The 24859-nt window shown below is 66.6% G+C and carries 20 protein-coding genes and 1 tRNA gene; 12 read left to right on the top strand and 9 right to left on the bottom strand.

Features of this window, described 5'->3' with window-relative positions:
• Positions 1–27: 27 nt before the first annotated feature.
• The 4 genes from DM806_RS19325 to DM806_RS19310 are packed head-to-tail and all read left to right on the top strand — an operon-like array spanning position 28 to position 4074.
• Positions 28–1272 (top strand): glycosyl transferase, encoded by a 1245-nt coding sequence (locus DM806_RS19325; RefSeq protein WP_256869403.1) that lies wholly within the window; start codon positions 28–30, stop codon positions 1270–1272.
• On the top strand, positions 1265–2407 hold the full coding sequence (locus DM806_RS19320; RefSeq protein ID WP_179044783.1) for a glycosyltransferase family 4 protein: 1143 nt from the start codon (positions 1265–1267) through the stop codon (positions 2405–2407). Before DM806_RS19325 ends, DM806_RS19320 begins: the two co-directional genes overlap by 8 nt.
• A gap of 1 nt (position 2408) precedes the next feature.
• Positions 2409–3356, top strand: a complete 948-nt coding sequence (locus tag DM806_RS19315; RefSeq protein WP_179044782.1) for a sulfotransferase — start codon at positions 2409–2411, stop codon at positions 3354–3356.
• 4 nt (positions 3357–3360) lie between these two features.
• On the top strand, positions 3361–4074 hold the full coding sequence (locus DM806_RS19310; protein ID WP_179044781.1) for a winged helix-turn-helix domain-containing protein: 714 nt from the start codon (positions 3361–3363) through the stop codon (positions 4072–4074).
• 4 nt (positions 4075–4078) lie between these two features.
• Here DM806_RS19310 and DM806_RS19305 read toward each other — a convergent pair whose 3' ends face one another.
• From DM806_RS19305 to DM806_RS19290, 4 genes are all read right to left on the bottom strand, one after another.
• Positions 4079–5068 (bottom strand): DUF2891 domain-containing protein, encoded by a 990-nt coding sequence (locus DM806_RS19305; RefSeq protein WP_179044780.1) that lies wholly within the window; start codon positions 5066–5068, stop codon positions 4079–4081.
• Complete coding sequence (locus DM806_RS19300) at positions 5065–6003, bottom strand: DUF979 domain-containing protein (RefSeq protein ID WP_179044779.1); 939 nt, start codon at positions 6001–6003, stop codon at positions 5065–5067. The genes DM806_RS19305 and DM806_RS19300 overlap by 4 nt, the downstream gene beginning before the upstream one ends.
• Positions 6000–6677, bottom strand: a complete 678-nt coding sequence (locus DM806_RS19295) for a DUF969 domain-containing protein (protein WP_179044778.1) — start codon at positions 6675–6677, stop codon at positions 6000–6002. The genes DM806_RS19300 and DM806_RS19295 overlap by 4 nt, the downstream gene beginning before the upstream one ends.
• A gap of 210 nt (positions 6678–6887) precedes the next feature.
• A tRNA-Ser gene (locus tag DM806_RS19290) sits at positions 6888–6977 on the bottom strand.
• Between the two features lie 124 nt (positions 6978–7101).
• Here DM806_RS19290 and hspQ point away from each other — a divergent pair.
• The 4 genes from hspQ (at position 7102) to DM806_RS19270 (ending at position 10797) form a co-directional block, all read left to right on the top strand.
• Entirely contained in the window at positions 7102–7473 is a 372-nt protein-coding gene (hspQ, locus tag DM806_RS19285) for a heat shock protein HspQ (protein ID WP_179044777.1), read from the top strand.
• Positions 7430–8185: a GDSL-type esterase/lipase family protein gene (locus DM806_RS19280; RefSeq protein ID WP_179044776.1), complete on the top strand. Its 756-nt coding sequence runs from the start codon at positions 7430–7432 to the stop codon at positions 8183–8185. The genes hspQ and DM806_RS19280 overlap by 44 nt, the downstream gene beginning before the upstream one ends.
• Positions 8186–8306: 121 nt before the next feature.
• Positions 8307–10247 (top strand): OPT family oligopeptide transporter, encoded by a 1941-nt coding sequence (locus DM806_RS19275; RefSeq protein ID WP_179044836.1) that lies wholly within the window; start codon positions 8307–8309, stop codon positions 10245–10247.
• A 223-nt stretch (positions 10248–10470) separates the two neighbouring features.
• Positions 10471–10797 carry a hypothetical protein gene (locus DM806_RS19270; protein ID WP_179044775.1) on the top strand — a complete coding sequence of 109 codons (327 nt, stop codon included), beginning with the start codon at positions 10471–10473 and terminating at the stop codon, positions 10795–10797.
• Between the two features lie 149 nt (positions 10798–10946).
• Here the strand turns inward: DM806_RS19270 and ppc are convergent, their stop codons facing one another.
• Positions 10947–13649 (bottom strand): phosphoenolpyruvate carboxylase, encoded by a 2703-nt coding sequence (gene ppc / locus DM806_RS19265; RefSeq protein WP_179044835.1) that lies wholly within the window; start codon positions 13647–13649, stop codon positions 10947–10949.
• Between the two features lie 71 nt (positions 13650–13720).
• Complete coding sequence (locus DM806_RS19260; protein WP_256869402.1) at positions 13721–14155, bottom strand: c-type cytochrome; 435 nt, start codon at positions 14153–14155, stop codon at positions 13721–13723.
• Between the two features lie 123 nt (positions 14156–14278).
• Here DM806_RS19260 and DM806_RS19255 point away from each other — a divergent pair, with 123 nt between their 5' ends.
• The 4 genes from DM806_RS19255 (at position 14279) to DM806_RS19240 (ending at position 20285) form a co-directional block, all read left to right on the top strand.
• Positions 14279–15727 (top strand): helicase HerA domain-containing protein, encoded by a 1449-nt coding sequence (locus tag DM806_RS19255; RefSeq protein ID WP_179044774.1) that lies wholly within the window; start codon positions 14279–14281, stop codon positions 15725–15727.
• A gap of 76 nt (positions 15728–15803) precedes the next feature.
• Positions 15804–16271 carry a low molecular weight protein-tyrosine-phosphatase gene (locus DM806_RS19250; RefSeq protein ID WP_179044773.1) on the top strand — a complete coding sequence of 156 codons (468 nt, stop codon included), beginning with the start codon at positions 15804–15806 and terminating at the stop codon, positions 16269–16271.
• 103 nt (positions 16272–16374) lie between these two features.
• Positions 16375–19482, top strand: coding sequence for a glycoside hydrolase family 2 protein (locus DM806_RS19245; protein ID WP_256869401.1), 3108 nt, complete (start codon positions 16375–16377; stop codon positions 19480–19482).
• A 53-nt stretch (positions 19483–19535) separates the two neighbouring features.
• Positions 19536–20285 carry a FadR/GntR family transcriptional regulator gene (locus tag DM806_RS19240; RefSeq protein WP_179044772.1) on the top strand — a complete coding sequence of 250 codons (750 nt, stop codon included), beginning with the start codon at positions 19536–19538 and terminating at the stop codon, positions 20283–20285.
• A 62-nt stretch (positions 20286–20347) separates the two neighbouring features.
• On the opposite strand, the gene DM806_RS19235 is transcribed toward DM806_RS19240, so the two are convergent.
• The 3 genes from DM806_RS19235 to DM806_RS19225 all read right to left on the bottom strand — a co-directional run bounded on the left by DM806_RS19235 (position 20348) and on the right by DM806_RS19225 (position 24806).
• Positions 20348–21844: a UxaA family hydrolase gene (locus DM806_RS19235; RefSeq protein WP_256869400.1), complete on the bottom strand. Its 1497-nt coding sequence runs from the start codon at positions 21842–21844 to the stop codon at positions 20348–20350.
• Between the two features lie 93 nt (positions 21845–21937).
• On the bottom strand, positions 21938–22705 hold the full coding sequence (locus DM806_RS19230) for an energy transducer TonB (RefSeq protein ID WP_179044770.1): 768 nt from the start codon (positions 22703–22705) through the stop codon (positions 21938–21940).
• A 4-nt stretch (positions 22706–22709) separates the two neighbouring features.
• Complete coding sequence (locus DM806_RS19225) at positions 22710–24806, bottom strand: TonB-dependent receptor domain-containing protein (RefSeq protein ID WP_179044769.1); 2097 nt, start codon at positions 24804–24806, stop codon at positions 22710–22712.
• Positions 24807–24859: the final 53 nt, after the last annotated feature.

The following is a 24859-nucleotide window of genomic DNA, read 5'->3' as shown; positions in this document are numbered from 1 at the left end:
ATCGGGTCTGTACGAATGGAGGACAATATGGGACGCGCCTGGTTCGTCCAACGCGACGAGACCCCGCTGGCTTTCGGCGCGTCCGCGCCGCAACGGCTCTGCTTCTTCTTCAACGCGCAGATTCACCAGTTGCTGCACGCGCTGCCGGTCGCGATCGAGCTGTCGCGCGACCCGGCCTTTGCAGTAGACCTGATGGCCGCCACGGACGAGCATCTGGCGCTGGCCCGCGATATCGTGGCGGCACGCGGCGCCGGGCCTATCCGCTTCCTGCGCTGTGGAGGGCGCTGGCTGGAGACGCTGGCGCGGCTGGCGGGCGGCACGACACCGCCCAAGCTGCCGGTGCTGCTGGCAGCGCGGCGGCGGCTTGCCGCCTATGATGCGATCGTGGTGCCGGAGCGGACCTCGCTGCTGCTCAAGCGCCTTGGCCTGAACCACACGCGCTTCATCCATACCTGCCATGGCGCGGGCGACCGGGCGGTCGGCTATGACCGGCGCATCGCAAAGTTCGACTATGTCCTGCTCGCCGGCGACAAGCAGCGGCGGCGAATGCTGGACGAAGGGCTGATCCGCGAGGGTCATTATGCCATCACCGGCTATTCCAAGTTCGACCTGACGCAGGGGACGGGGCGGCAACGGCTGTTTCCCAACGCCCGGCCGGTCATCCTCTACAACCCGCATTTCTCGCCGACGCTGTCGTCCTGGCCGGACATGGGCCGCGAGGTGATCGCGCGCTTCGCCGCCGACGATCGCTTCAACCTGATCGTCGCGCCACATATCCGCCTGTTCGATCATCGTCGCCGACGGGCGGAGATGGAGCGGCGGCTGGCGCCCTTTGCCGCGCTGCCCCATGTCCATGTCGACCTGGGCAGCCGGGCGAGCGTCGACATGCGCTACGTCCATATGGCCGACCTTTATCTGGGCGACGTCAGCAGCCAGATCTATGAATATCTGGCCCGGCCCCGACCCTGCCTGTTCCTGAATGGCCATCGTGCCGACTGGCATGACGATCCGAGCTATGGCCATTGGCGCTACGGCCCGGTGCTGGAAAGCGCCGCGCACATCGTCGACGAGGCGGAGGCGGCGATCGCCAACCATGCCGCCTATGAAGCGGCGCAACGACGCGGCGTCGCCCATACGTTCGATACAAGCGCCCAGCCGGCCTCGGTCCGCGCCGCCCGCGCGCTGGCCGCCTATCTCCACCGCAGCCGCCCCGCCGCAGCCGTCCAGCCGATGGCGGCCCTCACTCGACTGGAACCCCTGCCCAATGCCTGATTCCGCGTCCCATATCTGGCTGGTCGCCCGTGTCTACGATCCCGATGAGGGCGGCGTGCAGACCTATGCGCGCGAAGTCGGCCGCGCCTATGCAGCCCAGGGGCGGCGCGTCACCATCTTCGCCAAATCCTCCGCCGGGCCGCGCCGGGTGCAGGAAGGGGGCGTGATGCTGATCGACGTCGGCGCGGCGGCGATGCTGACCGTCTATTGGCGGCTGTTCCGGGCGATGCTGCGCACCTGGATGGCGGGGAATCGACCCGACCTGATCCATGCTTGCACTTGGCGTGCGGCGCTGCCGGCGCTGCTCTTTCCCCGGCCGCTGATCGTCACCGTCCATGGCCGGGAGGTTGGACGGCCACGCGGGCTGGCCTTCCTGCTGCTGCGGCTGACGCTGGGACGGGCGCGTCGGATCGTCGCCGTCAGCGACGTGACGCGCAACCTGCTGCTTGATCGGCTGCCGCATCTTGACGCCCGCACCGTCACCGCCTGGAACGGCGTGGTGATGCCGGACCAGCGCGATCTCACGCCCTTCGCACAGGGGCCGGGCAGCCCGCAATTGCTGACCGTCTGCCGTCTGGTGGCGCGCAAGAATATCCCTGCCGCCGTCCGCGCGGTGATCCCCAGTGCGCGGCGCGACACGGGGCTGCGTCATGTCATCGTCGGGCGCGGCGTCGACAGCGTGCGGGTGCGCGAGGTGATTCGCGAGGCGAACCTGTCCGACCGGATCATCATGGCGGGCTATGTCTCCGACGCGGAACTGGCGCTGCACCATGCGCAGTCCGACATCTTCCTCCATCCGCAGATCGCGCTGGAGGATGGCGCGGAGATCGAAGGCTTTGGCCTGTCGGTCGCCGACGCCATGGCGCAGGGCATGGTCTGCATCGTCGGGCAGGATGGCGGTCCGGCCGAACTGGTGCGCGACGGCGTCACCGGCTTCATCGTCGATGGCCGGTCGGTGGACGCGATCCGCGGCGCGGTCGAACTGCTGGTGCGCGACCCTGCGCTGTGCAGCCGGATCGGCGAGCGCGCGCGGGCCTGGGCGCAGGCCAACCTCTCCTGGGACCGGCATGTCCGGCTTTGTCTGGAAGAGGCGGACGACGCCCTGCCCACCACGGCCCTGCCGCAGGCGGCCTGACATGGGTGCGATCGTCCATATCGGCTATCACAAGACCGGCACGACCTGGTTCCAGGACGTCTTCTACCCGGCCGTCCGCAATCGCAACTACCTGCCGCGCGGGACCACCCGCGCCGCCTTCCTAGCACCGGGCGCACTGCATTTCGATCCGGCCGAAGCGCGGCATATATTGGGATATGATCGGGATCGGGCGATTTTGTGCGAGGAGAATCTGACCGGCGGGCTGCATAATGGCGGGCTGGCCGGCGCCCTGTCCAAGGACGTCGCCCATCGCCTGCATGCGGCGCTGCCCGATGCCGACATCGTGATCTTCGTACGCGATCCGGTGTCCGCGATCGGCGCGGCCTGGCTGCAATATGTGAAGGGGGGCGGCACCTTCGGCCTCCATCGCTATCTGTTCGGCCGTGACCGGCTCAGCCCCGTCGCCCCTGAGCGCGACGAGGCACCGGGCTTTCGGTTGGAGCATTTCGACTATCACCGGCTGATCGTCCATTATGACATGCTGTTCGGCCCGGACCGCGTCCATGTCTTTCGCTATGAGGATTTTCGCGCCGATCCGCGCGGCTTCGCTTCCGCCTTCGCCGCGCGCTTCGGGTTGGAGGTGGACCTGTCGCGGATCGATTTCGACGCGTGCAATCCATCGCTCAGCAGGCCCCTGCTGTGGCTGGCGCGGGGCATGAACCTGTTCACCCGCCGTGCCGTCGCCGACAAGAACTGGCTGGTCCATATTCCCGGCTGGTATCGCATCAGCCGCCGTCTGCTGCGCCGCGCGAACGGGTCAGGACGGTTCGGACGGCCGCTGCGCATCAACGAACTGATGGACGGGCGGCTGGCCGCGCGACTGCGCGCGCATTATGCGCCATCGGAAGCATTGCTGGCGGCGCGCCTCCGCTGGCAGGACCAGACCGATCGGTCGGAGACGGTTGTGCGCTGGCGGCAGCGTCATTGAGGCGATGACCGCTCCCCACAAACGCCTGCTCATCGTCGATGATGATGCCCCGCTGACAGCTCAATTGGCCGACCTGTTCGCCCGTTACGGCTTTTTTGCCGACGGCGCCCCCACGGCCGGCTCCATGCGAACGATGCTGGCGCAGCATGATTATGCGCTGGTGGTGCTCGATCCGCTGGTCGACGCCGACAATGGCGGCGCGCTGCTGCGCGAACTGGTGGCCGATCATGGCGTGCCGGTGATCCTCCATTCGGTCGCCTGCACCGAAACGACACGGATCGCGGCGCTGGAAATGGGCGCCGAAGATTGCCTGAGCAAGCCGGCCAATCCGCGCGAATTGCTCGCCCGCATCCGCACGGCGCTGCGCGGGCGGACCGAACCGCAGCCCAGCGTCGCGCCCGCCAGCGCGGTGCGCTTCGCCGGCTGGCGTGTCGATCTCCAGACCGGGCAGCTGTTCGATCCCGCCGGCACCTCCATATTGCTGTCGGACGGCGAGTTCCAGCTGCTGCGCGTCTTCATCGAGCATCCGCGCCAGGTACTGGATCGCGCGCAACTGCTGGACGAGGTTCATGGCCGGACCAGCGAGCATTTCGACCGGTCGATCGATGTCCAGCTCTGCCGCCTGCGCCGCAAGCTCGCCGCCTCCGGCCTCAAGGGACCGGTGATCCGCACCATCCGCAACGAAGGCTATATGTTCGTCCACGCCGTCAGCGCCTGACCTGTCACTCCAGCGCGAGCAGGGCGAAGGTCGCCAGCCAATGTTCGCCCATATAGTCGCCCGCGACATGGGGCAGGCTGGCGTCGATATGGACGCGGGCGGCATCCTGCGCGCACGCAAAGACGGGATCGCCTTCCCCCAGCGCCGCCGCGATCGCCCGCCAGCACCAGGCGCGGCTGAGGTTGAGGCCGTCGAGATGCGCGATCTTGCCGTCGCTGCGGTCGGACACGGTGGCGGGGGTGAAGAGCGTCACTGGCTCTCCCAGCGCAAGGTTGGGCAGGAAGGCGTGGAACCACTGCGCGAAATCCGCCGGTTCCAGCAGGCGGCTCATCAGCAGCGCCTCGCACAGCGAGGGGGAGAGAAACTCGTCGCCGCCCGGTTCCCATGCCTGGCAGGCGCGGTCCTTGCCGAACCAGTGCAGCGCCCGGTCGCGGATCAGCGCGACGAGCGCGGGGTCGCGCTCCCGCGCCCAGCCCAGCGCCAGCACCAGCGCGAAGGCGATGTTGAAATGGCTGCCGACGCGCAGCGGATAGGTGAGCTTGGGCAGGAAGGCGTGGAAGCGCGCGGCGAAATCGACGGCCAGCGGCTCCAGCGCCGTCGCCCAGGGGGCGTCATGCTGCGCCAGTTCCTGATGCAGGGCGAGCAGCCAGGCCCAGCCATAGGGCCGCTCGAACCCGGCGCTCATCGGCCGAGCGAGATAGGCGCGCTCGCCCGCCACCTTGTCCGGCACCAGCATGGCGTCGGCGCGGGCGCGGATCGCGGTGGCTTCGGGCAGGTCGGGGAACAAGCTCATCAGCCGCATTACCTGCCACCAGCCATGGACGCAGCTATGCCAGTCGAAACTGCCATGGAAGATCGGATGATGATCGGCCGGTTCGCGCGCATCCTCCGGCCCGTTCAGCACCAGATCCATCTTGAAGGGATAGCGCTTGCCGAGATGCGACAGGGTCAGCGTCGCAAAGCGGCCGGCAATGTCTTGGGTCAGGAGGGTCATGGGAAAGCCAGCCAGTAGATGAGGAGGATGTTGACGATCAGCAGCGGCAGCGCGGTGCCGACCTGCCGCTTGATGACGCCATGCTGGTCCTTCAGTTCCAGCAGGGCGGCGGGGACGAGGTTGAAGTTGGCAGCCATCGGCGTCATCAGCGTGCCGCAGAAACCGGCCAGCATCCCGATGGCGCAGATGATCGCCGGATCGCCATGATAGGTGCGGATCAGCAGCGGGATGCCGATCGCCGCCGTCATCACCGGAAAGGCGGCGAAGGCATTGCCCATGACGATGGTGAAGAGCGCCATGCCGACACCATAGGCGATGACCGCCCCGATCAGGCTGCCCTGCGGGATCGCCTGCTGCACGATGCCGCCGACCGCCTCCCCCACGCCCGCAAGCGCGAACACCGCGCCCAGGCTGGCGAGCATCTGCGGCAGGATCGCGGCCCAGCCGATGCAATCCATCAGCCGCCGTCCCTGCTGCAACGGCACCTGCGCCCCGGCGCGCAGCCACAGGCAGCCCACCGTCATGGCGATGATGACGCCCAGCGCGAGCGCGATCAGCGTCGCCTGCTTGCCGTCGAACCAGCCCGGCGCCAGCTTGAAGAGGAAGGTGCCGATCAGAGCCGTCGCCGGGATGATGAGCGCGATAGCGAACAGGCGATTGCCGAACCGGTCGGCGCGCGCCTGCCGTATCTCCGCCGGGACCACGCCGTCGCCCCGGCTGAGGCCGCCCAGCGCGCCGATGCCGATCAGCCCCAACACCAGCACGCCGTTGCCGACATCGCCCAGCCTGTCGCCCGCCCACATGCTAAGCGCCAGCAGACCCCAGAAGGCGGCGTTCATCCAGCGTCGCGGATGGGTGCGGTCGCGCGCGCCAAGCAAGGCGAAGGCCGCGAACATGGCGCCAGCCACCGCATAGACCCAGTGCAGCGTGATCATGGCTGCGTCTCCGCCCGCCGACGCTTCAGCCGCCGGTCCAGCATCCACAGCCGGAACCCATGGATCAGGAAAGCCGCGATCGCGGTCGGGATCGCCCAGACCGACAGCTGGAGCGGCTCCAGCATGATGCCATATTGCTCCAGCAGCCCCTTGATCAGCAGGATCGAACCGATGGCGAGGAAAATATCCTCGCCGAAGAAGAGGCCGATATTGTCGGTCGCCGCCGCCCAGGCCTTCACTTCCTCGCGCTCCTGTTCGTTGAGACCACCCGCCTGCGCTTCCGCCGCCGCTTCCGCAATGGGCGCGACCAGCGGCCGGACGGTCTGGGGATGGCCCGCCACGGAGGTCAGGCCGACCGCCGACAGCCCCTGCCGCAACAGCATGTAGAAGGCTAGAAACTGCCCAACGGTCGCGCCGCGCATCCGGGCGATCAGGCCGCGCGCCCGCTCCTGAAGCCCGTTCGCCTCCAGCAAGCCGACCACGGGCAGCACGATCCAGATAATGCTGACATAGCGCGCCTCGTTGAACGCCTTGCCGAAGGCGGCGAGGATGGCGAGCGGATCAAGCCCGGCCGCGATCCCCGTGACCGCCGCCGAGGCCAGGATGACGAGCAACGGATGGAAGCGCAGGAGAAAGCCCGCGACGATGACGGCAATGCCGAGCAGCACCCACATGACCGGCGCGCCCTAGCGCCGCGGCCCGTTCGCAGAAGGGATGGGATTGGTCGCCACGGTCGCGGACAGAAACATGGGCTGGATACTCGCAAGACTGGCGGGCGCGATGGCCCTTGCCCCATGTTGCCCATCTGCCCGGCATCCCGCAAGCCGGCTGAGCTTGGGATCGACCCACTATTGTTGCGATAAAACCATGACTTAGGAAGTAAGTGGCGGAGAGGGAGGGATTCGAACCCTCGGTACCCTCGCGGGCACGCCGCATTTCGAGTGCGGTGCATTCGACCACTCTGCCACCTCTCCGCAGAAGGTCCGGCGCTGGGCCGTTCCGGTCGAGGGGCGGCCATTAGCGAATGAAATCGCGCTTGCCAAGCCGGCAATCAGGTATTTTTCTTGTGTCGGCGGCACAGAGTCCTAAATTGGTCATATGAGAGACACGATTCAGATTTTCGGCGCCGGTGTTTCCGCCCCGCCGATCGTCCATGCCCGCTTCAATATCGGCGATGTGGTCAAGCATCGCATGTTCGGTTTCCGCGGCGTCGTGTTCGATATCGATCCGGTCTTCGCCAACAGCGAGGAATGGTATGACGCGATTCCCGAACATGCCCGGCCCGACAAGCAGCAGCCCTTCTACCATCTGCTCGCCGAAAATGGCGAGTCGAGCTATGTCGCTTATGTCAGCCAGCAGAATCTGGTGTCGGACGACAGCGACGAGCCGATCGACCACCCCGCCATCACCGACATGTTCGGCAGCTATGCAGACGGCAAATATCGCCTTCGCCCGCTCCATCGCCACTAGGCGATCATGGGCGCCCATCGGCGGCCTCGGCGTGCTGCTGTTCGCCTGCGCACTGTCCGCCGCCGCCACGCCGCCGCCCAATGCCGACCCGGTCTTCCCCTTCTCGCGGGAAGTGGAAGCATTCGCCAAGGCCAACGTCGCCGGGCCGCCGGTGCGCAACGCGACATTGTTCCTCGGCAGTTCCAGCATCCGGCTGTGGGACATCAGCGGCAGCTTCCATGATATCGGCACGGTCAACCGCGGCTTTGGCGGTGCGACCACGGCGCATGTGCTCCATTATTACAGGCGGCTTCTGCCGCCGGTCGCGCCCCGCTCGATCGTCGTCTATGTGGGCGAGAATGATCTGGCTGCCGGCACCGCGCCCGAAACGGTGACGCGCGACATACTGGCGCTGCTGAAGAAGTTGCGCTCCGACTATCCGCGCGCGCCCATCGCCTTCCTGTCGCTGAAGCCCAGCCCGATCCGCTGGACGCTCCACCCCAAGATGGAGCAGGTCAATGCCGCCGTTGCCGCCCGCGCCAGGGCGGACGGCTTTGCCTATCTCGACGTCGGCACGGTGCTGCTGGCGCCGGACGGCCTGCCCGACGCCTCGCTCTTCCGCCCCGACGGCCTGCACATGAATGCGCGCGGCTATCAGCGCTGGACCGGGCTGGTCGACGCCTGGCTCGACCGTGTCGCACCGGCACAGGCCAAGGCGGAAAGCGCCTCCTGACCCACTTTCCGATTGATCCACGGTCAAGCAACATTATTACCAGCCGATCGACATATGCTGCCACGCTAAGGAAATGATGCTGATGACGGACGGTAAGGGCCATGGGCCACAGACCAGCGGGATGGCCGAACTGACGCTGCGCGGCGTCATTCTGGGCGCGCTCATCACCCTCGTTTTCACCGCGGCGAACGTCTATCTGGGCCTCAAGATCGGCCTGACCTTCGCGACGTCGATCCCGGCAGCAGTCATCTCCATGGCGGTGCTGCGACTGTTCGCGACCGGCACGATCCTGGAAAACAACATCGTCCAGACCATCGCGTCGGCCGCCGGCACCCTGTCCGCCATCATCTTCGTGCTGCCGGGCCTGGTCATCATCGGCTGGTGGCAGGGCTTCCCCTATTGGCTGTCCGCCTTCACCATCGCGACCGGCGGCATATTGGGCGTCATGTATTCGGTGCCGCTGCGCCGCGCGCTCGTCACCGGGTCCGACCTCCCCTATCCCGAAGGCGTCGCGGCGGCCGAAGTGCTGAAGGTCGGTGCAGGTTCGCGCGAGGGGCTGGAAGAGAATAAGCGCGGCCTGGCCGCCATCGTCGCCAGCGCCATCGCCGCCGCGAGCTTCTCGATCGTCGCCAAGACGAAGATCATCGCGGAGGAAGCCGCGACCTTCTTCAAGTTCGGCGCGGGCGCGACATCGGTCTCGACCAGCTTTTCTATGGCGCTGATCGGCGTCGGCCATCTGGTCGGCCTGTCGGTGGGCGTCGCCATGTTCATCGGCCTGCTGATCAGCTGGACCGGCCTCGTCCCCTATCTGACCGCCCCGCTGCCCGCCGGCGCGGACCTGTCCGACATCGTCGGCACCGCTTTCCGCATGAAGGCGCGCTTCATCGGCGCGGGCACGATCGGCGTCGCGGCGATCTGGACCCTGCTCAAGATCCTCGGCCCGATCGTCAGCGGCATCCGCTCCGCTTTGGCCGCCAACGCCACGCGCAAGTCGGGCAATGCCGCCAGCCTCGACATTACCGAGCGCGACCTGCCGATCTCCATCGTCGGCGGCACCATATTGGCCGCGCTGCTGCCGATCGGCGTGCTGCTCTGGATCTTCGCGCAGGGCGGGCCGATCGCCGCCAATCCCATTCCGGTGATCGCGCTGACCCTGGCCTATGTGCTGGTGGCGGGCATCGTCATCGCATCGGTCTGCGGCTATATGGCGGGCCTGATCGGCGCGTCGAACAGCCCGATTTCGGGCGTCGGCATCCTCGCCGTGCTGGGCGCGTCGCTGCTGCTCGCCGCCATTTATGGGTCGGGCCATAGCGATCCGTCGCAGACCCAGGCGCTGATCGCCTATGCGCTGTTCACCACCGCGATCGTCTTCGGCATCGCGACCATTTCCAACGACAATCTCCAGGATCTGAAGACCGGCCAGCTGGTCGGCGCGACGCCGTGGAAACAGCAGGTCGCATTGGTGCTGGGCGTCATCTTCGGCGCGCTGGTCATCCCGCCGGTGCTGGACTTGCTGAACAGCGCCTTCGGCTTTGCCGGGGCGCCGGGCGCCAAGGCGAGCGCGCTGCCCGCCCCGCAGGCCGCGCTGATCTCGGCGCTGGCCAAGGGCGTGCTGGGCGGCGACCTCGACTGGGGCCTGATCGGCATCGGCGCGGGCATCGGCGTCGTCGTGATCGCGATCGACGAATTGCTGGGCAAGTCGGGCAGGCTGCGCCTGCCGCCGCTCGCGGTCGGCATGGGCATCTACCTGCCGATGGCGCTGACCCTGCTGATCCCGGTCGGCGCGCTGATCGGCCATGTCTACAACCGCTGGGCGCTGCGCCAGAGCAACCCGGAATTCGCCGAGCGCATGGGCGTGCTGATGGCGACCGGCTTCATCGTCGGCGAAAGCCTGTTCGGGGTCGCCTTCGCGGGCATCGTCGCGGGCACCGACAGCGACGCGCCGCTGGCGCTGGTGGGCGAAAGCCACTGGGCGGTGCCGCTCGCGGTACTGATCTTCGCGGGCGTGATCGCAGGCCTCTATGCGCGGCTGAAGCGCTGGGCCTCCGACCCGCTGGCGTGAGACAGGCGCGGGCTTAACTTCGCACCTTTCCCGCAGATTCTGACATTATGTTGCGCCGGGCTGATCCTATCGGGCAGTCCGGCGCAATGTGTTTGTGGGGCTTGGGCGGGCTTATCGCATAGGGAGCGGGATGTAGGACAGAGCATACGGCGTTGCCCGGTCAGCAACTGTCAGCCAACATCACCTCACGCACAAATCTGCTGACATTGCGGGGAGAGGCTGCTTGGAACAATGGCGCTGGAACGCGTTGGAAGATCTGCTGGCGATTGGTGCAGTCGGCCTGTCCGTGGCGGCTGCTACCGCTCTGTTCTATTTTCTGGCGGGAAAAAGAATTGCCAGAGCAAACCCGGCTTTTGGACGTGTGGTCACGCGCTGGGTTATCCCGACCTCCATCCTGATCCTTGGGCTTTCGTGGATATTCATTGCACCACCGAGTGACCTCAAGGGATGGGCTGTGATGACTGTACTGCTGGCCGCATTGGTGGCCAATCCGATTGCAAAGATCACCACCGAGAAGCTGTTCCAGCGGTATGATCGTAGTGGTGGATGACCCGTTATCCCCGCGTAAGCGGGGATCCATCTCGCCTTCGGTAATCGAATCGGGTGGAGAGACATGGGTTCCCGCCTGCGCGGGAACGACGATAGGGAAGGAATGGATAACCCGCCCCTAGGATAAGGGGAGAAGGATAGCCGTCCACCCTACCCGCTATTGCGCAGCGCCGTGGCGATCGCGTTGATCGACAGTTCGATGCCTTCCTTCACCCGCGCGTCATCCTCGCCGGCACGGTGGCGTTTCAGCAGTTCGACCTGGAGCAGATTGAGCGGCTCGATATAGGGCAGGCGCAGCCGGATCGAGGTGTCGAGCGCCGGGCTCTTCTCCAGCAGGCGCGACTGGCCGGTGGCAGTGAGCAGGCCGTCATGCGCTTGTGCCCACCCGTCGCGGATACGGCCGAAGATCGCCTCCCCCGCCGCCTGATCCTCGACCAGCGGCAGGTAGCGGGCGGCGATGCCGAGGTCGGACTTCGCCAGCACCATCTCCAGATTGGCGAGCGCGGACTTCAGGAACGACCAGTGCTGCGCCATGTCGGCCAGCAGCGCCTTGTCCTCGAAGGCGGACAGCGCATGACCCACGCCATACCAGCCCGGCAGCATGACACGCGCCTGCGCCCAACTGAACACCCAGGGAATGGCGCGCAGATCCTCGATCGCGGTGCTTTTGGTGCGACTGGCGGGCCGCGATCCGATCTTGAGACCGGAGATTTCCTGGATCGGGGTGAGTTCGCGGAAGAACTCCTTGAACCCGTTCGTGCCGTAGACGAGATCGCGATAGGCGGAGAAGGCGTTCTTCGACAGTTCGTCCATCGCCCCTGCGAAGCGGGCGGCGTCCTTCTGCGAAATGCCCTCCGGTTCCAGACTGGCGAGCAGGGTGGCGCTGGTCATCGCTTCAAGATTGGTCATGGCGACGTCGCGCGTGCCGAACTTGGCGGCGATCACCTCGCCCTGTTCGGTGATGCGGATGCGGCCCTGCACGCTCCCCTTGGGCTGGGCCTGAATCGCGGCGAAGGCCGAGCCGCCGCCGCGCCCGACCGCGCCGCCGCGCCCGTGGAAGAGCTGCATCGCCGCGCCCGCATCGGCGAAGACCGGCTCCAGCGCCTGGCTCGCCTTGTAGAGACCCCAGGTGGAGGTGATGTAGCCGCCATCCTTGTTGCTGTCGGAATAGCCGATCATCACTTCCTGATGGCCGCGATCCTTCACCACGCCGGCGATTTCGGGCAGGCCGAAATAGGCGGTCATGATGCTGGGCGCGGCGTCAAGGTCGGCGATCGTCTCGAACAGCGGAATCGCCATGATCGCGGCCTGCGGCGGCGCGCCGTCGGTGCCGGCCTGCCATAGGCCCGCTTCCTTGAGCAATATGTTCACCTCCAGCAGGTCCGACACGCTTTCGGCCTTGGAGATAATATAGTGGGTGATGCTCTGCGGGCCGTAAGTGCGATGCGCTTGCGCTGCGGCATGGACGATCGCCAGTTCGGACGCCGTTTCCTCGCTATAGGCGGAAAAGCGCCCGCCGAGCGGCCGGTTGTTCGCCAGTTCCCGGCGCAGCAACGCGATGCGCGCATATTCGTCGAGCGCGAGATAGTCCGCCTCGACGCCCGCGACCTTGAGCAGTTCGGCCACGACCCGTTCATGCACGGCGCTGTTCTGACGCATGTCGAGCGTGGCGAGGTGGAAGCCGAACGTTTCGACCGCGCGAATCAGGCGACCAAGCGCGCCGCCGGTCGACAGCGCGCCGTCGCCCTCGCTCGCCAGCCCTTGCGCGACCAGCACCAGATCGTGGCGCAGGTCGGTGGGGTTGGCATAGGCCTCTCCCTTGAGCGCGGAGGGGCGCGGCGGCGCCTTGCCCACCAAGGCGGCATAGGTGGCGGCGAGTCGCGCATAGATGCCCGACAATGCCCGGCGATAGGGTTCGTCCTGCCGGCTGGGCGAGGCGTCGCCGCTGGCCTCCGCCAGATCCAGCACCGCCTGCGGCACATGGGCGAGTTCGGTCGAAAGCGAGAGTTCCGCGCCCAGGCCGTGGACCCCGTCCATATAGAAGACGAGCGCCGCTTCGCACCCGCGCCCCAGCGCGGATCGCAGCTGCGGCGCCTGGACGAAGGGATTGCCGTCGCGGTCGCCGCCGATCCAGTTGCCCACGCGCAGGAAGCTGTGCGGCCGCGCGCCCAGCACCCGTTCCCAGCGCGCATAGAGCGCTGGCAAGACGGGCAGGAAGATGTCGCGGAAATAGGTCAGGACATTGTCGATCTCATCCTGCACGAACAGCTTTTCACGGCGCAGCGGGCGGGTCTGCCAGAGAAGCGCGATCTGGCGGAAGATCGCTTCGTCCAGATTTTCGCCCTCGTCGGTTTCGGTACGGCCGGCGTCTTTCAGGTGCATCAGGTCGGCGATGCGATTCTTGTGGTCGATCATGCTCTTGCGCCGCACCTCGGTCGGGTGGGCGGTGAGGACGGGCACGATCAGGCTGTGCGAGAGAAGTTCCAGCACCGCGTCGCGGCTCACGCCTTCTGCCTCCAGCTTAGCGACCGCCGACGCCACGTCCGCGCCCGGCTCCGCCGCAACGCCCTGCCGGTCCTCGGCCAGGTTGGCGAGCATCGAGAAGAGCATGAAACCGCGCGTGAAATTCAGCGTATCGTCGAGGCTGAGCGCATCCAGCCCGGTGTCGGTCAGGTCCGCGCCCTGCACCCCGCGCGCCCGGTCGACCGAGGCGGAGCGGATATATTCGGTCTGCTTGTAGAGCTTCTCACCCCCATAGGCGCGAATGACGTCGCCCAGCAGGCGCCCCAGATAGCGGATATCGGGATTCTGCGTGATCGCAGGCGCGGATTGGGCTTGTGCTATGCTCTCCATAATGGGGTTATGCTGCACCGCAACAATCCATCGGTCAAGGCGGGAGCATGGATATTTATCCGTCCGCCGCCTCAATCCGACTGGCGTTCGAGAAAGGCGATGATGTCCGCCCGGTCGAGCGGGTCGCCGACGCCCATGAACTGCATGTTGGTGCCGGGTACGACCTTCCGCGGATTGGCGATCCAGGCGTCGAGCGTGGCGGCGTCCCATCGGCCCGCTTTCTCGACCAGCGCCGTCGAATAGCCGAACCGGCTGCTATTCTGTCCCATCTGCCGGCCCATTATGCCGTAGAGATTGGGACCGCCGAAATCGGGCGCCCCCTTGCTCGCCTTGTGACAGCCGGCGCAGACGCCGAACTTGCGCGCGCCGGCATCGGCATCGGCGACCTTCATCAAGGCTGCAAGCGACGGATTGGGACCGGCGGCGCGTAGTCGCTCCTCCCGCCGGTCGTCGCCACATGCCGAAAGGGACAGCAGGATGAACGACGCCAACAGGGGAAACCGCAACTCGATGCTCCTTCAATCCTACCGTCCTAGCGCAGGGAAGAGGGCGGCGGCCAGCGGACCGATTGTCCCAGCATGCCAATCGCGCCCTTGCACTCCCCTGCCCGCTTGGGCCAAAGGGCATCAGTGACCGCCAGCATCAGCATAGGAACAGACGCCCACGGCAATGCCGTCGTCGTCGACGTGGAGGAATTGCTCGCCACCCGGCTGCTCGTCCAGGGCAATTCGGGGTCGGGCAAGTCGCACCTGTTGCGCCGCCTGCTGGAGGAGAGCGCCGCCATGGTGCAGCAGGTGGTGATCGATCCCGAAGGCGACTTCGTGACGCTGGCCGACGAGTATGGCCATGTGGTGATCGACGCGGGCGACTATAATGAGCGCGAGATCGTCAAGATGGCGACGCGCATCCGCGAACATCGCGCGTCGGTGGTGCTGAGCCTCGACAGCCTCGAACTGGAAGCGCAGATGAAATGCGCCGCGACCTTCCTGTCGACCCTGTTCGATGCGCCGCGCGACCATTGGTATCCCGCGCTGGTGGTGGTGGACGAGGCGCAGATGTTTGCGCCGGTCGCCGCCGGCGACGTGTCGGACGAGGCGCGCCGCCTGTCGCTGGCCGCCATGACCAACCTCATGTGTCGCGGGCGCAAGCGGGGCCTTGCCGGGGTGATCGCGACCCAGCGCCTCGCCAAGCTCGCCAAGAATGTCGCGGCCGAAGCGTCCAACTTCCTGATGGGGCGCACCTTCCTCGACATCGACATGGCGCGCGCGGCCGACCTGCTCGGCATGGAGCGGCGGCAGGCGGAGCAGATCCGCGATCTGGAGCGCGGCCGCTTCCTTGGCCTTGGCCCCGCGATCGCGCGGCGGCCGGTCGCCGTGAAGATCGGCGCGGTCAAGACCGGCACGCGCGGCGGCACCCACAAGCTGATGCCGCCCCCGGTCGCCACCAGCGAGGATTTTCAGGAACTGCTCTTCGCAAAAGTCGAGGAAGAGGCGCTGCCGCCTCCGCCCCCGCGCGCCGAACCGCCGCCGCGCCCGGCCGAGGAGATCATGCGCGCGCTGGCCGACACGCCGTCGGCCAAGCCCGCCGCGCCCGAACTGGATTTCGGTGAGAATGAGCCGATCGTCATCGCCGTGCTGGAGGATATCGTCGCGGACCTGGGTGATGCCGCGCCCAGCGTGTCGGCGCTCTATCAGGATTTCGGCGTGCGCTGCCGGATGAAGGGGCTGAAGCGTTCGCCGCTGGACCTGCCCGCCTTCCGCAAGCGCTTCGCCATGGCGCAGGCAGGCATGGCCGATGCCGACGATCCGCGATGGCAGGATGCGATCCGCGCGGCGGAGCCGGTGCCGGAGGATATGCTCGCGCCTTTCCTGCTGATCGCGCGCGCGGCGCTGGACGGGCAGACCTGCCCCGACGACGCGGCGCTGGGCCGCGCCTATGGCACCAGCTCGCCGGGGCGGGTGCGGCGGCTGATCGACTATATGGAGAAGCTGGGCGTGATCGTCGCGCGCACCGATTTTTCGGGCAAGCGGTCGATCGGCTTACCGGGGCTGGGCCTGTCGACGGCGGCGGTGGATTGATGGGCGTCCTTCAACCCACATCTCCATCGTTTCTCGACTACGCTCGAAACGAACGGCGGTAGGTAGGAGATCATCATTGACCGAAACGCCTTCCATCCTGTTCGTCTGCCTTGGCAATATCTGCCGATCGCCGCTGGCGGAGGCTGCCCTGCGCGCGGAGGCGGAGAAGGCGGGGCTGGACCTGCTCGTGGATTCGGCCGGCACCGGCGACTGGCATGTCGGCAGCCCGCCCGATCGCCGCGCGCAGGCGGTGGCGCTGCGCCATGGGATCGACATTTCCGGCTATCGCGGGCGACAGGTAACGGCGGAGGATTTCCGCCGCTTCACCCATGTCTTCGCGCTGGACGCGGACAATCTGCACAACCTGAAGCGCATCCGCCCGGCGGACGGGACCGCCAGCCTGCAATTGCTGATGGACATGGTGCCAGGGCGCGAGGGGAGCGGCGTCACCGACCCCTATTTTGGCGACGAAGCCGGGTTCGATGTGACCTGGGACGATGTGACGCGCGCGGCGAAAGCGATCGTGACGCGGCTTTCCGACTGACAGTCTTCACCATGTGAACCATATCGCCGCTTTTTGGGATTATGGTTGACCAACCTGCGCAAGCGCTCCAAACTGGCCTGACCAAATCAGGAGAGGGTGCGGCATGCGGAACGGGTCTGACCGAGGAACGATGCGCGGCGCGCTGATCGGACTAGCCTTGCTGGCGACGGGATCGGCATTGTCTATTTCGCTGTCGGCTTATGCCCATGATGCGTCCCGCGCGGTCGCCTCGCCCCGGCAGAGCTATAATCTCAATCCCGGCTGGCTGAGCATGACCGGCGACCCGGCCGGGGCGGAGCAGCCGCGCTTCAACGACAGCGGCTGGCGTACCGTGACGCTGCCCAACGCCTTCAACGAGACGGAGGCCTTCGCCCGCGACATCAAGCAGTTGTCGACCGGCATCATCTGGTATCGCAAGCGCTTCACCCTCCCCCGCAACGGGCGATTGGGCACGGGGGGCGGCAAGGCGCTGCTGGAGTTCGAGGGCGTGCGGCAGGCGGCGGAAGTCTGGGTCAACGGCCGGTCGGTCGCCCTGTCCGAAAATGGCGTTATGGCGTTCGGCGCGGACATCACCGCCGCGCTGCGGCCGGGCGAGAATGTCGTCGCGGTGCGGGTCGACAATGACTGGAAATATAAGGAGCGCGCATCGGCGAGCGGCTTCCAGTGGAATAATGATAATTTCAACGTCAACTATGGCGGCATCACCAAGAATGTGCGGCTGCACCTGACCGGCCCGGTCTACCAGACGCTGCCGCTCTTTTCGGGGCTGGGCACCACCGGCCAATATGTCTGGGCCGATGCGTTCGACCTGAAGGCGCGCCGCGCCACCATCCATGCCGAAACGCAGGTCCGCAATGAAAGCGAGCGTGCGCGCAACCTGACGCTGCGGGTGGAGATACGCGATCCATCGGGCAAAGGCGTCGCGCGCTATGAGGGAACGCCCACACAGGTCGCGCCGGGCGAGACGGCGATACTAGCCGCCGCGCAGCCGGTGGGCGACCTCCATTTTTGGAGCTGGGGTTATGGCTATCTCTACACCGTCACCACCAGCCTGATCGAGGGCGGCCGGGTGATCGACAGCGTCGATACCAGCACCGGTTTCCGCCAGACCCGCTTCGGCGACGGCATGGTCGAACTCAACGGCCGGGCGATCCAGGTCCATGGCTATGCCCAGCGCACCTCCAACGAATGGCCGGCGGTCGGCGTCTCCATCCCGCCCTGGATCAGCGATTTCTCCAACGCGCTGATGGTCGAGAGCGGCGGCAATCTGGTCCGCTGGATGCATGTGACGCCGTCGAAGCAGGATATCGAATCCGCCGATCGCGTCGGGTTGATGCAGGCTATGCCGGCGGGCGACGCGGAAAGCGACACCAGCGGCCGGCGCTGGGAGCAGCGCAAGGAGGTGATGCGCGACGCCATCCTCTACAACCGCAACAACCCGTCGATCCTCTTCTACGAGGGCGGTAACGAGAGCATCAGCGAGGCGCATATGGCCGAGCTGAAGGCGATCCGCGACCACTATGATCCGCATGGCGGCCGGGCGATCGGATCGCGCGAGATGCTGGACAGCAAGCTCGCCGAATATGGCGGGGAAATGCTCTACATCAACAAGAGCGCGAAGCATCCGATGTGGGCGATGGAATATTCGCGCGATGAAAGCGCGCGGCTCTATCAGGACGCATTGACCCCACCCTTCCACACGGATGCGCCCGACTATAATCGCAACCAGGACAGCCATGCGATCGAGGATGTGCGGCGCTGGAACGACTATTATCGGGCGCGGCCGGGCACGGGGACGCGGGTCAGCTCGGGCGGCGTCAACATCATCTTCAGCGACAGCAACACCCATTTCCGCGGCGACAATAATTACCGCCGTTCGGGCGAGGTCGATGCGGTACGCATCCCCAAGCAGGGCTTCTACGCACACAAGGTGATGTGGAGCGACTGGGTCGACAGCGTCACCCCCGCCACGCACATTATCGGTCACTGGAGCTATGCGCCCGGCACGCGCAAGGATGTGACGGTCGTGTCCAATGGCGCGGCGGTGGAGTTGTTCCTGAACGGCCGGTCTCTGGGCAAGGGCGAGCGGAGCGACACGTTCCTGTTCCGCTGGAAGGATGTGGCCTTCGCGCCGGGAAGGCTGCGTGCGGTGGCGACGCATGACGGTGGGCAGGCATCGGAAGCCAGCCTCGAAACCGCCGGTCCGGCGGTGGGGCTGAAACTGACGCCGCATGTTTCGCCGCGCGGCTTCGTCATGGACGGGGCGGACATTGCGTTGGTCGATGTCGAGGCGGTCGATGCCAGGGGACGGCGCGTGCCGATCGACAACCGCATGCTGCATTTCACCCTCGACGGCCCGGCGCTGTGGCGCGGCGGCATTGCGCAGGGGGATTCCTCCGGCAAGCGGCGCGCCGGCGAAACAACGGGCGAGGCTGTCGTGACCAGGGCGCATGCGGTCGATGGCACGACCAGCTATGCCGGGACGGCACGGGAGGAGGATAATCATATCCTGTCGCAGCATCTGCCGCTGGAGGGCGGGATCAACCGCGTGCTGCTGCGCGCGGGGACGAAGGCGGGGACAGTCGGGCTGACCGTGAGCGCCGAGGGTTTGCCGCCGGCGCATCTGGCGATCGCGGGGAAGGCGGTGGCGCCGGCAAAGGGCGGCCTCTCGGCGGATTTCCCGGAGGCGCATCAGCCCGGTTCGCTGGCGCGCGGGCCGACGCCGGAGGGACCATCCTTCCAGCCACATCGCACGACCCATCTGCCGCAGGGCGTCACGGCCGGTTCCGGTCAGGCGGAGGCGGGACGCACGCTGGACGACAATGAACTGACCCGCTGGTCAAGCGACGGGCAGCCGGGCAACGCCTGGATCGACTATCGCTTCGCCGCGCCGGTGGAGCTGAACGCGGTCGACCTGAAGCTGGTCGGCTGGCGATCGCGCGCCTATCCGCTGGAGATCAGCATGGACGGCAAAACGGTCTGGCAGGGCATAACCGACCGGTCGCTCGGCTATGTGACGCTGGATTTCCCCGCGACGACCGGAACCACCCTGCGCATCCGCCAGACCGGCGCGGTCGCAGACAAGGATGCCTTCGGCAAGGTGGTGGAACTGAACAACGCCAAGGCGGCCGGAGATACCGGCGCCGACGCCGTGCCGCCGGGCTGGCATCTGGGCATCGTCGAGGCGGAGTTCCACGGACCGGTGCGTTGACGCTTTTTTGGTAAGGCCTTATCCTTCATTCGGTAATGCCAAAGGAACTGGTCATGACCGCGCGGGGACAGGAACGACTCTATCAGGATCTGGCGCGCGCGCTGCTGGAGGAACTGGCGGCCGGGCGCTATTGCGTAGGGGCGCGGCTGCCCGCCGAACGCGAACTCGCGCAGCAGCATGGCGTCAGCCGACCGACGGTGCGCGAGGCGATCATCGCGCTGGAGGTGCAGGGACTGGTCGAGGTGCGGATCGGGTCGGGCGCCTATGTGGTGCGCCTGCCAGGCAAGGAGGATGTGCCCGGTTTCAACATCAGCGCGATCGAACTGACCGAGGCCCGCCTGCTGTTCGAGGGCGAGGCGGCGGCATTGGCCGCGACCCAGGTGACGGATAAGGAACTGGTCGAGATCGAGGCGCTGGTTGCCGAGATTGCGCGGGAAAATCTGGACCCGGCCGGATCGGTTCAGGCCGATCGCGCCTTTCACCTGGCGATCGCACGCGCGACCCGCAATCAGGCTGTCTTCGAGGCGGTCGAACAGCTCTGGCGGCTGCGCGACACATCGCCCGAAGCCTCGCTGCTGCACCAGAAGGCGCGGACCGCCAATGTCAAGCCGGTGGTGGATGAGCATAGCGCGGTATTGCAGGGGCTGAAGGACCGCAATCCCGCGGCCGCGCGCGCGGCGATGCGGGCGCATCTATCGGCGGTGCTCGACAGCCTGCTCTTCGCCACCGAAGAGAAAGCGGTCGAGGAAGCGCGCCGCGCGATCCAGGCCAAGCGCGACCGCACGGCCCGCGTCACGGCGTGAGTGATTTCGAGTGAAATGGAACATTTCACGGCTCGGAAATCACGGAAATCATAACCCCTGATTCAGAGCGTCACGCCGCGCTTCCATATGGCGATGTCGCGTTCGCCATTGGCTTCGTTGCGTGCCGGCTCGCCTGAGGCGATGGCGCAGATTCGGGCCATCAGCGCATCGGCGGCGGCATCCAGCCCTTCGTCCAGCACCATGGCCGCGTCGAAGTCGATCCAGCCGGGCTTGCGTTCGGCGAGGTCATGGTTGGTCGCGAGCTTGAGCGTCGGCACCGGGCTGCCGAGCGGCGTGCCGCGCCCTGTGGAAAAGAGGGTGATGGTCGCCCCCGCCGCCGCGAGCGCGGTGGTCGACACGGCGTCATTGCCCGGCGCCTCCAGCAGTGACAGGCCCGGACGGCGCAACCGTTCGCCATAGCTCAGCACATCGGTCAGGGTTGCAAGGCCGCCCTTCTGCACCGCCCCCAGGGACTTTTCCTCCAGGGTGGTGATGCCGCCCGCGACATTGCCGGGGCTGGGATTTTCGGAAATCGGCTCGCCATGATCGATAAAATAGCGCTTGAAGCGGTTCACCAGCGCGACAAGGTCGTCGAATACGGCACGATCCGTGGCGCGCTGCATCAGCAGCCGTTCGGCACCGAAGATTTCAGGGATTTCGGTCAGGATGGCCTGCCCGCCCGCCGCCGTCACCATGTCGGCGATGCGGCCGATCAGGGGATTGGCGGTGAGGCCCGACAACCCATCCGACCCGCCGCATTTGAGGCCGATACGCATGGCGCTGAGGTCCACCTCCTCGCGCTGGTCGCGCGCGGCGATCGCGACCAGTTCGTCGATCGCCTCCGCCGCGGCATCATATTCGTCGGCGCTCATCTGCGCGCCAACGGTGCGGATGCGCGCGCGCCGGGCTTCGGGGACGCGCTCCAGCAGCGCGGCCAGCTGATTCTCCTCGCAACCCAGCCCCATCAGCAGTACGCCGCCGGCATTGGGGCTGCTCGCCAGCGCCGCCAGCAGCCGGGCGGTGCCGTCCAGATCGTCGCCGAGCTGCGAACAGCCTAGCGGGTGCGGGAAGGCGACAACGTCATCGACAATGCCGGCATGCGTTTTCGCGGCACGCTGGGCCACCCGCTCAGCGGTGCGGGCGACGCAGCCGACGGTCGGGATCACCCAGATTTCATTGCGCGTGCCGACCGACCCGTCGGCGCGGCGATAGCCCCGGAAATGCCATTGCCCCGGCGCGCGCAGCGCCCGCGCCGCGATCGGCGCATAGTCATAAGGCTCCTCGGCCTTCAGATTGGTGACGAGATTGTGGCTGTGGACATGCTGGCCCGCTGCGATGGCGCGTGTTGCGGTGCCGATAGGCCAGCCATAGCGGTTGACCGGCTCGCCCGCCGCGATCGGCCGCAGCGCCACCTTGTGCCCGCGCCCTATCGGTTCCGCGATGCACAGATCGATGCCGCCGACATGCACCGTCTCCCCGGCCTGCAGCGCGCGCAGGGCGACCGCGACCTGATCCTCCGGGGCGATCTGCACGGCGTCGGGGAGCGCCGGTCTTGTCATCGAAAGCGTATCCATGATCGCCGAATAGCATTTGTGCCACCGATGGCACAAGAGGAATGCGACGCGACACGATGCGTTGCGCGCTGTCCGCGATCAGACCGGCAGAGTGAAGATGATCGGGGCGGTGAACTCGATGCGCTCGCCGGGCAGTTCGGCCGGGGCGCGGGGATAGGGCGCGGCGCGGCGCAGCATCGCTTCGGCTTCCTCGTCCAGCACGGCATTGCCCGATCCCCGGATGACAGCGCCTTCCAGCAACATGCCGGCGCGGTCGAGGACGAAGCGGACCTGCACCTGCCCCTCCTCCCGCCGCATCCGGGCGCGACGGGGATAGATTTTATGCGCGTAGAGCCAGGACCGGACCTTGGCGGCGTAGCTGCGGCTGGTACCCGGCGGCGCCTTGACGTCGAGGCCGTCGGCCGCGCCGCGCCGCGCAGGCGATGCTGCCGACGGAGAAGCGGCGGCGGCCATCGCCGGGCGGGCGGGCTGGTAGGCAGCCGGGGCGGCACTGGCAGCGGGTACGGCGGCCGGCTGGACCGGCAGCGGCAAGGAAAGGCGCGACGGAACCGCCACGACCGGCGGCGCGACCGCTGCGACTGTCGCCGGCTGCGGCGCGAGGAGCGGATCGGCGAGCGGAGGCGGGACGGCGGCGGGCGTGCTGGGCGCCGCTGTCTCCGCCTCTTCCTTGCCCTGCTCCACCCCCTTGAGCAGGGCAAGGGACAGGACCGTCATTGCCGGGGACTCGGTCCGCCGGCTGACATGCCCCATGCCAAGGTTGAGCAGCGCCGCGATCAGCAGGGCGTTGACCAGCAGCGATGCCGCTGCCGGTCCACCGATACGGAAAGGATGCGCTGCGTGGGTCATGGCGTCAGAATGTGTTCGCCACGGTGAACCTGAAGCTCTGCCCCTCCGCCGCGAGCGCGGACAGGTGGCGGCGATATTGTTTGTCGAAGACGTTATCCACAGCGATGCGGAATTCGAACCCCTTGGCCGGGCCGCTCTGCGGCTTGAAGGCGAAGAAGAGGTTGTGGACGGTATAGCCCGGCGTCGCGATGCCCGACCCGGCGGAGGAGAAGGGACCGGTCGCCACCTTGTCCTGCCGCTCGGCGAACTCGCCGGTCCAGCCGCCCGACAGGCCGGTATCCGCATCGGCATAGCCGAGCGTCAGGCGATAGTCGTTTGCGGGAATCGTGTTGAGATAATTGCCGGTCAGCCGATCCTTGCCGTCGATGAAGGAGGCGTTGCCGCGCGCGAAGAAACCGCCGAAGCCATATTCCGCCTCGACCTCCAGCCCCTTGAAGCGCGAGCGCCCGATATTCTGGAAGTAGGGCACACCCGATGCCGCCGTGGTCTGCATGATCAGATCCTTGACGTCGTTGCGGAACAGCGTGGTCTTGGCGCGGAAGCGGTCGTTTTTGTCCAGAAGTCCGTCGAAGGACAGGGTGAAACCGGCCTCGATATTGTCTGACTTCTCCGGTCGCAGATCGGGGTTGCTGGGACGGCCGAGCGGGGCCGGGGTCGCCGCACGGGTAAAGACTTCGTCGATATTGGGCATGCGCACGGTGCGCGCCACCGACCCGAACAGGCCGAACCACGGGGTGACGTTGTAAAGCGCGGCCAGCTTGGGAGATACGCCGTCATGCTTCACGCGATCGGTCAGCACAGTACCGCCGACGACCGTGGCGCCGGGCTTCAGGTCGGTCCAGTCGATGCGGACGCCGGGCATGATGGTCAGCTTGTCGGACCAGATGATCTCCAGCTGGCCATATAGGCCGTAGCGGGTCATGTCGCCTTCGGGATGGGTGCCTGCGCCCGGCGTCACCGTGCCGTTGGTGGCGACGCGGGGATTGCGGCGCTTCTGCTCACTCCATTGCCCGCCCAAAATCAGGAAGGTCGTCCAGTCGCCGCCCATGTCGAACTCGCTGGTGTTCTGGACCTTCGCCTGCCAGCTTTCATAGGAAAATTCGGAATAGGCGAGCGGGCCGAGGAAGGCGGTTTCGGTCTGGTGCACCTTCGACAGCGAATAGGCAGCCTGCGCCTCGACGTTGAGCAGCTTGCTGCCATTAAAATCGTTAAGATAACCGATCACCGCCGTCTTGTCGTGGACGCGACGGCGCATCAGGGCGCTGCCCGTCGTGGCGGACACCTGATCATAGACCTGCGGCGCATCGCTGATCCAGTCCTGATAGCTGGCCCAGACGGCATGATTCCTGTTGCCGCCGATCGAGACGCGGCCCTTGACCAGCCAGCTGTCGGATTCGGTTGCGGAGGCGGCGACCGTGTCGCCATTGCCGCTCTTGTAATCGTCGGTACGGCGGTAGTTGTAGCTGCCCAGCAGTTCGACGCCTTCGGTCGGCTGCACAGCGACGATGCCCGACAAGGTGCGCGCTTCCGCATTGGTTTCGGTCGCGGCCTTGAGGCGCACCGCCAGCGGATCGCCCTCACTCAGGAAGTCGGACGCATCCTTGGTGGTGAAGTTGACCACGCCCGCCAGCGCGCCGGCGCCATAGAGGGTCGATGAGGCGGGCCCGCGCAGCACTTCGACCCGCTTGTACAGTTCCGGCTCGGTAAAGAGCGCGCCCATGCGATATTGTTCGTAGAATTTGGTGACGCCATCGACCGTCAGCAGAATGCGGTTATCGCTGTCGCCGATCGCCGTGCCCATGCCGCGAATGTTGAAGCCCTGCCCCAGCTGGCCGACGCCGCCCTGAACGTTGACGCCCGGCATCCCTTCCAGCAGGTCGCCGATGGTGGTCGCCTGAACCTGATCGATATCCTCCTGATCGAGCGTGCTGACCGCCTGCGGCGTGTCGATCGCGACCTTTTCCGTACCGGCGGAGATGACCATGCGGTCGAGCGCCATGCGCGTGGTTTCCGGCGCATCGCCCTCATCCTGCGCCAGCGCCGGGATCGGTGCGATGATCAGTGCGGTTCCCAACAGCAGCGGCAGTCTGGTCTTCTTCATGATTCGCGGCCCCCTTTTGGCGATGTGCGATGGGGCGTTGACGCCCCGAACGG

The organism is Sphingobium lactosutens, from assembly GCF_013393185.1.
GTDB lineage: Bacteria > Pseudomonadota > Alphaproteobacteria > Sphingomonadales > Sphingomonadaceae > Sphingobium > Sphingobium lactosutens_A.
The sequence above is the reverse complement of the archived record's forward strand: the minus strand, read 5'-3'. Positions and strand labels throughout refer to the sequence as shown.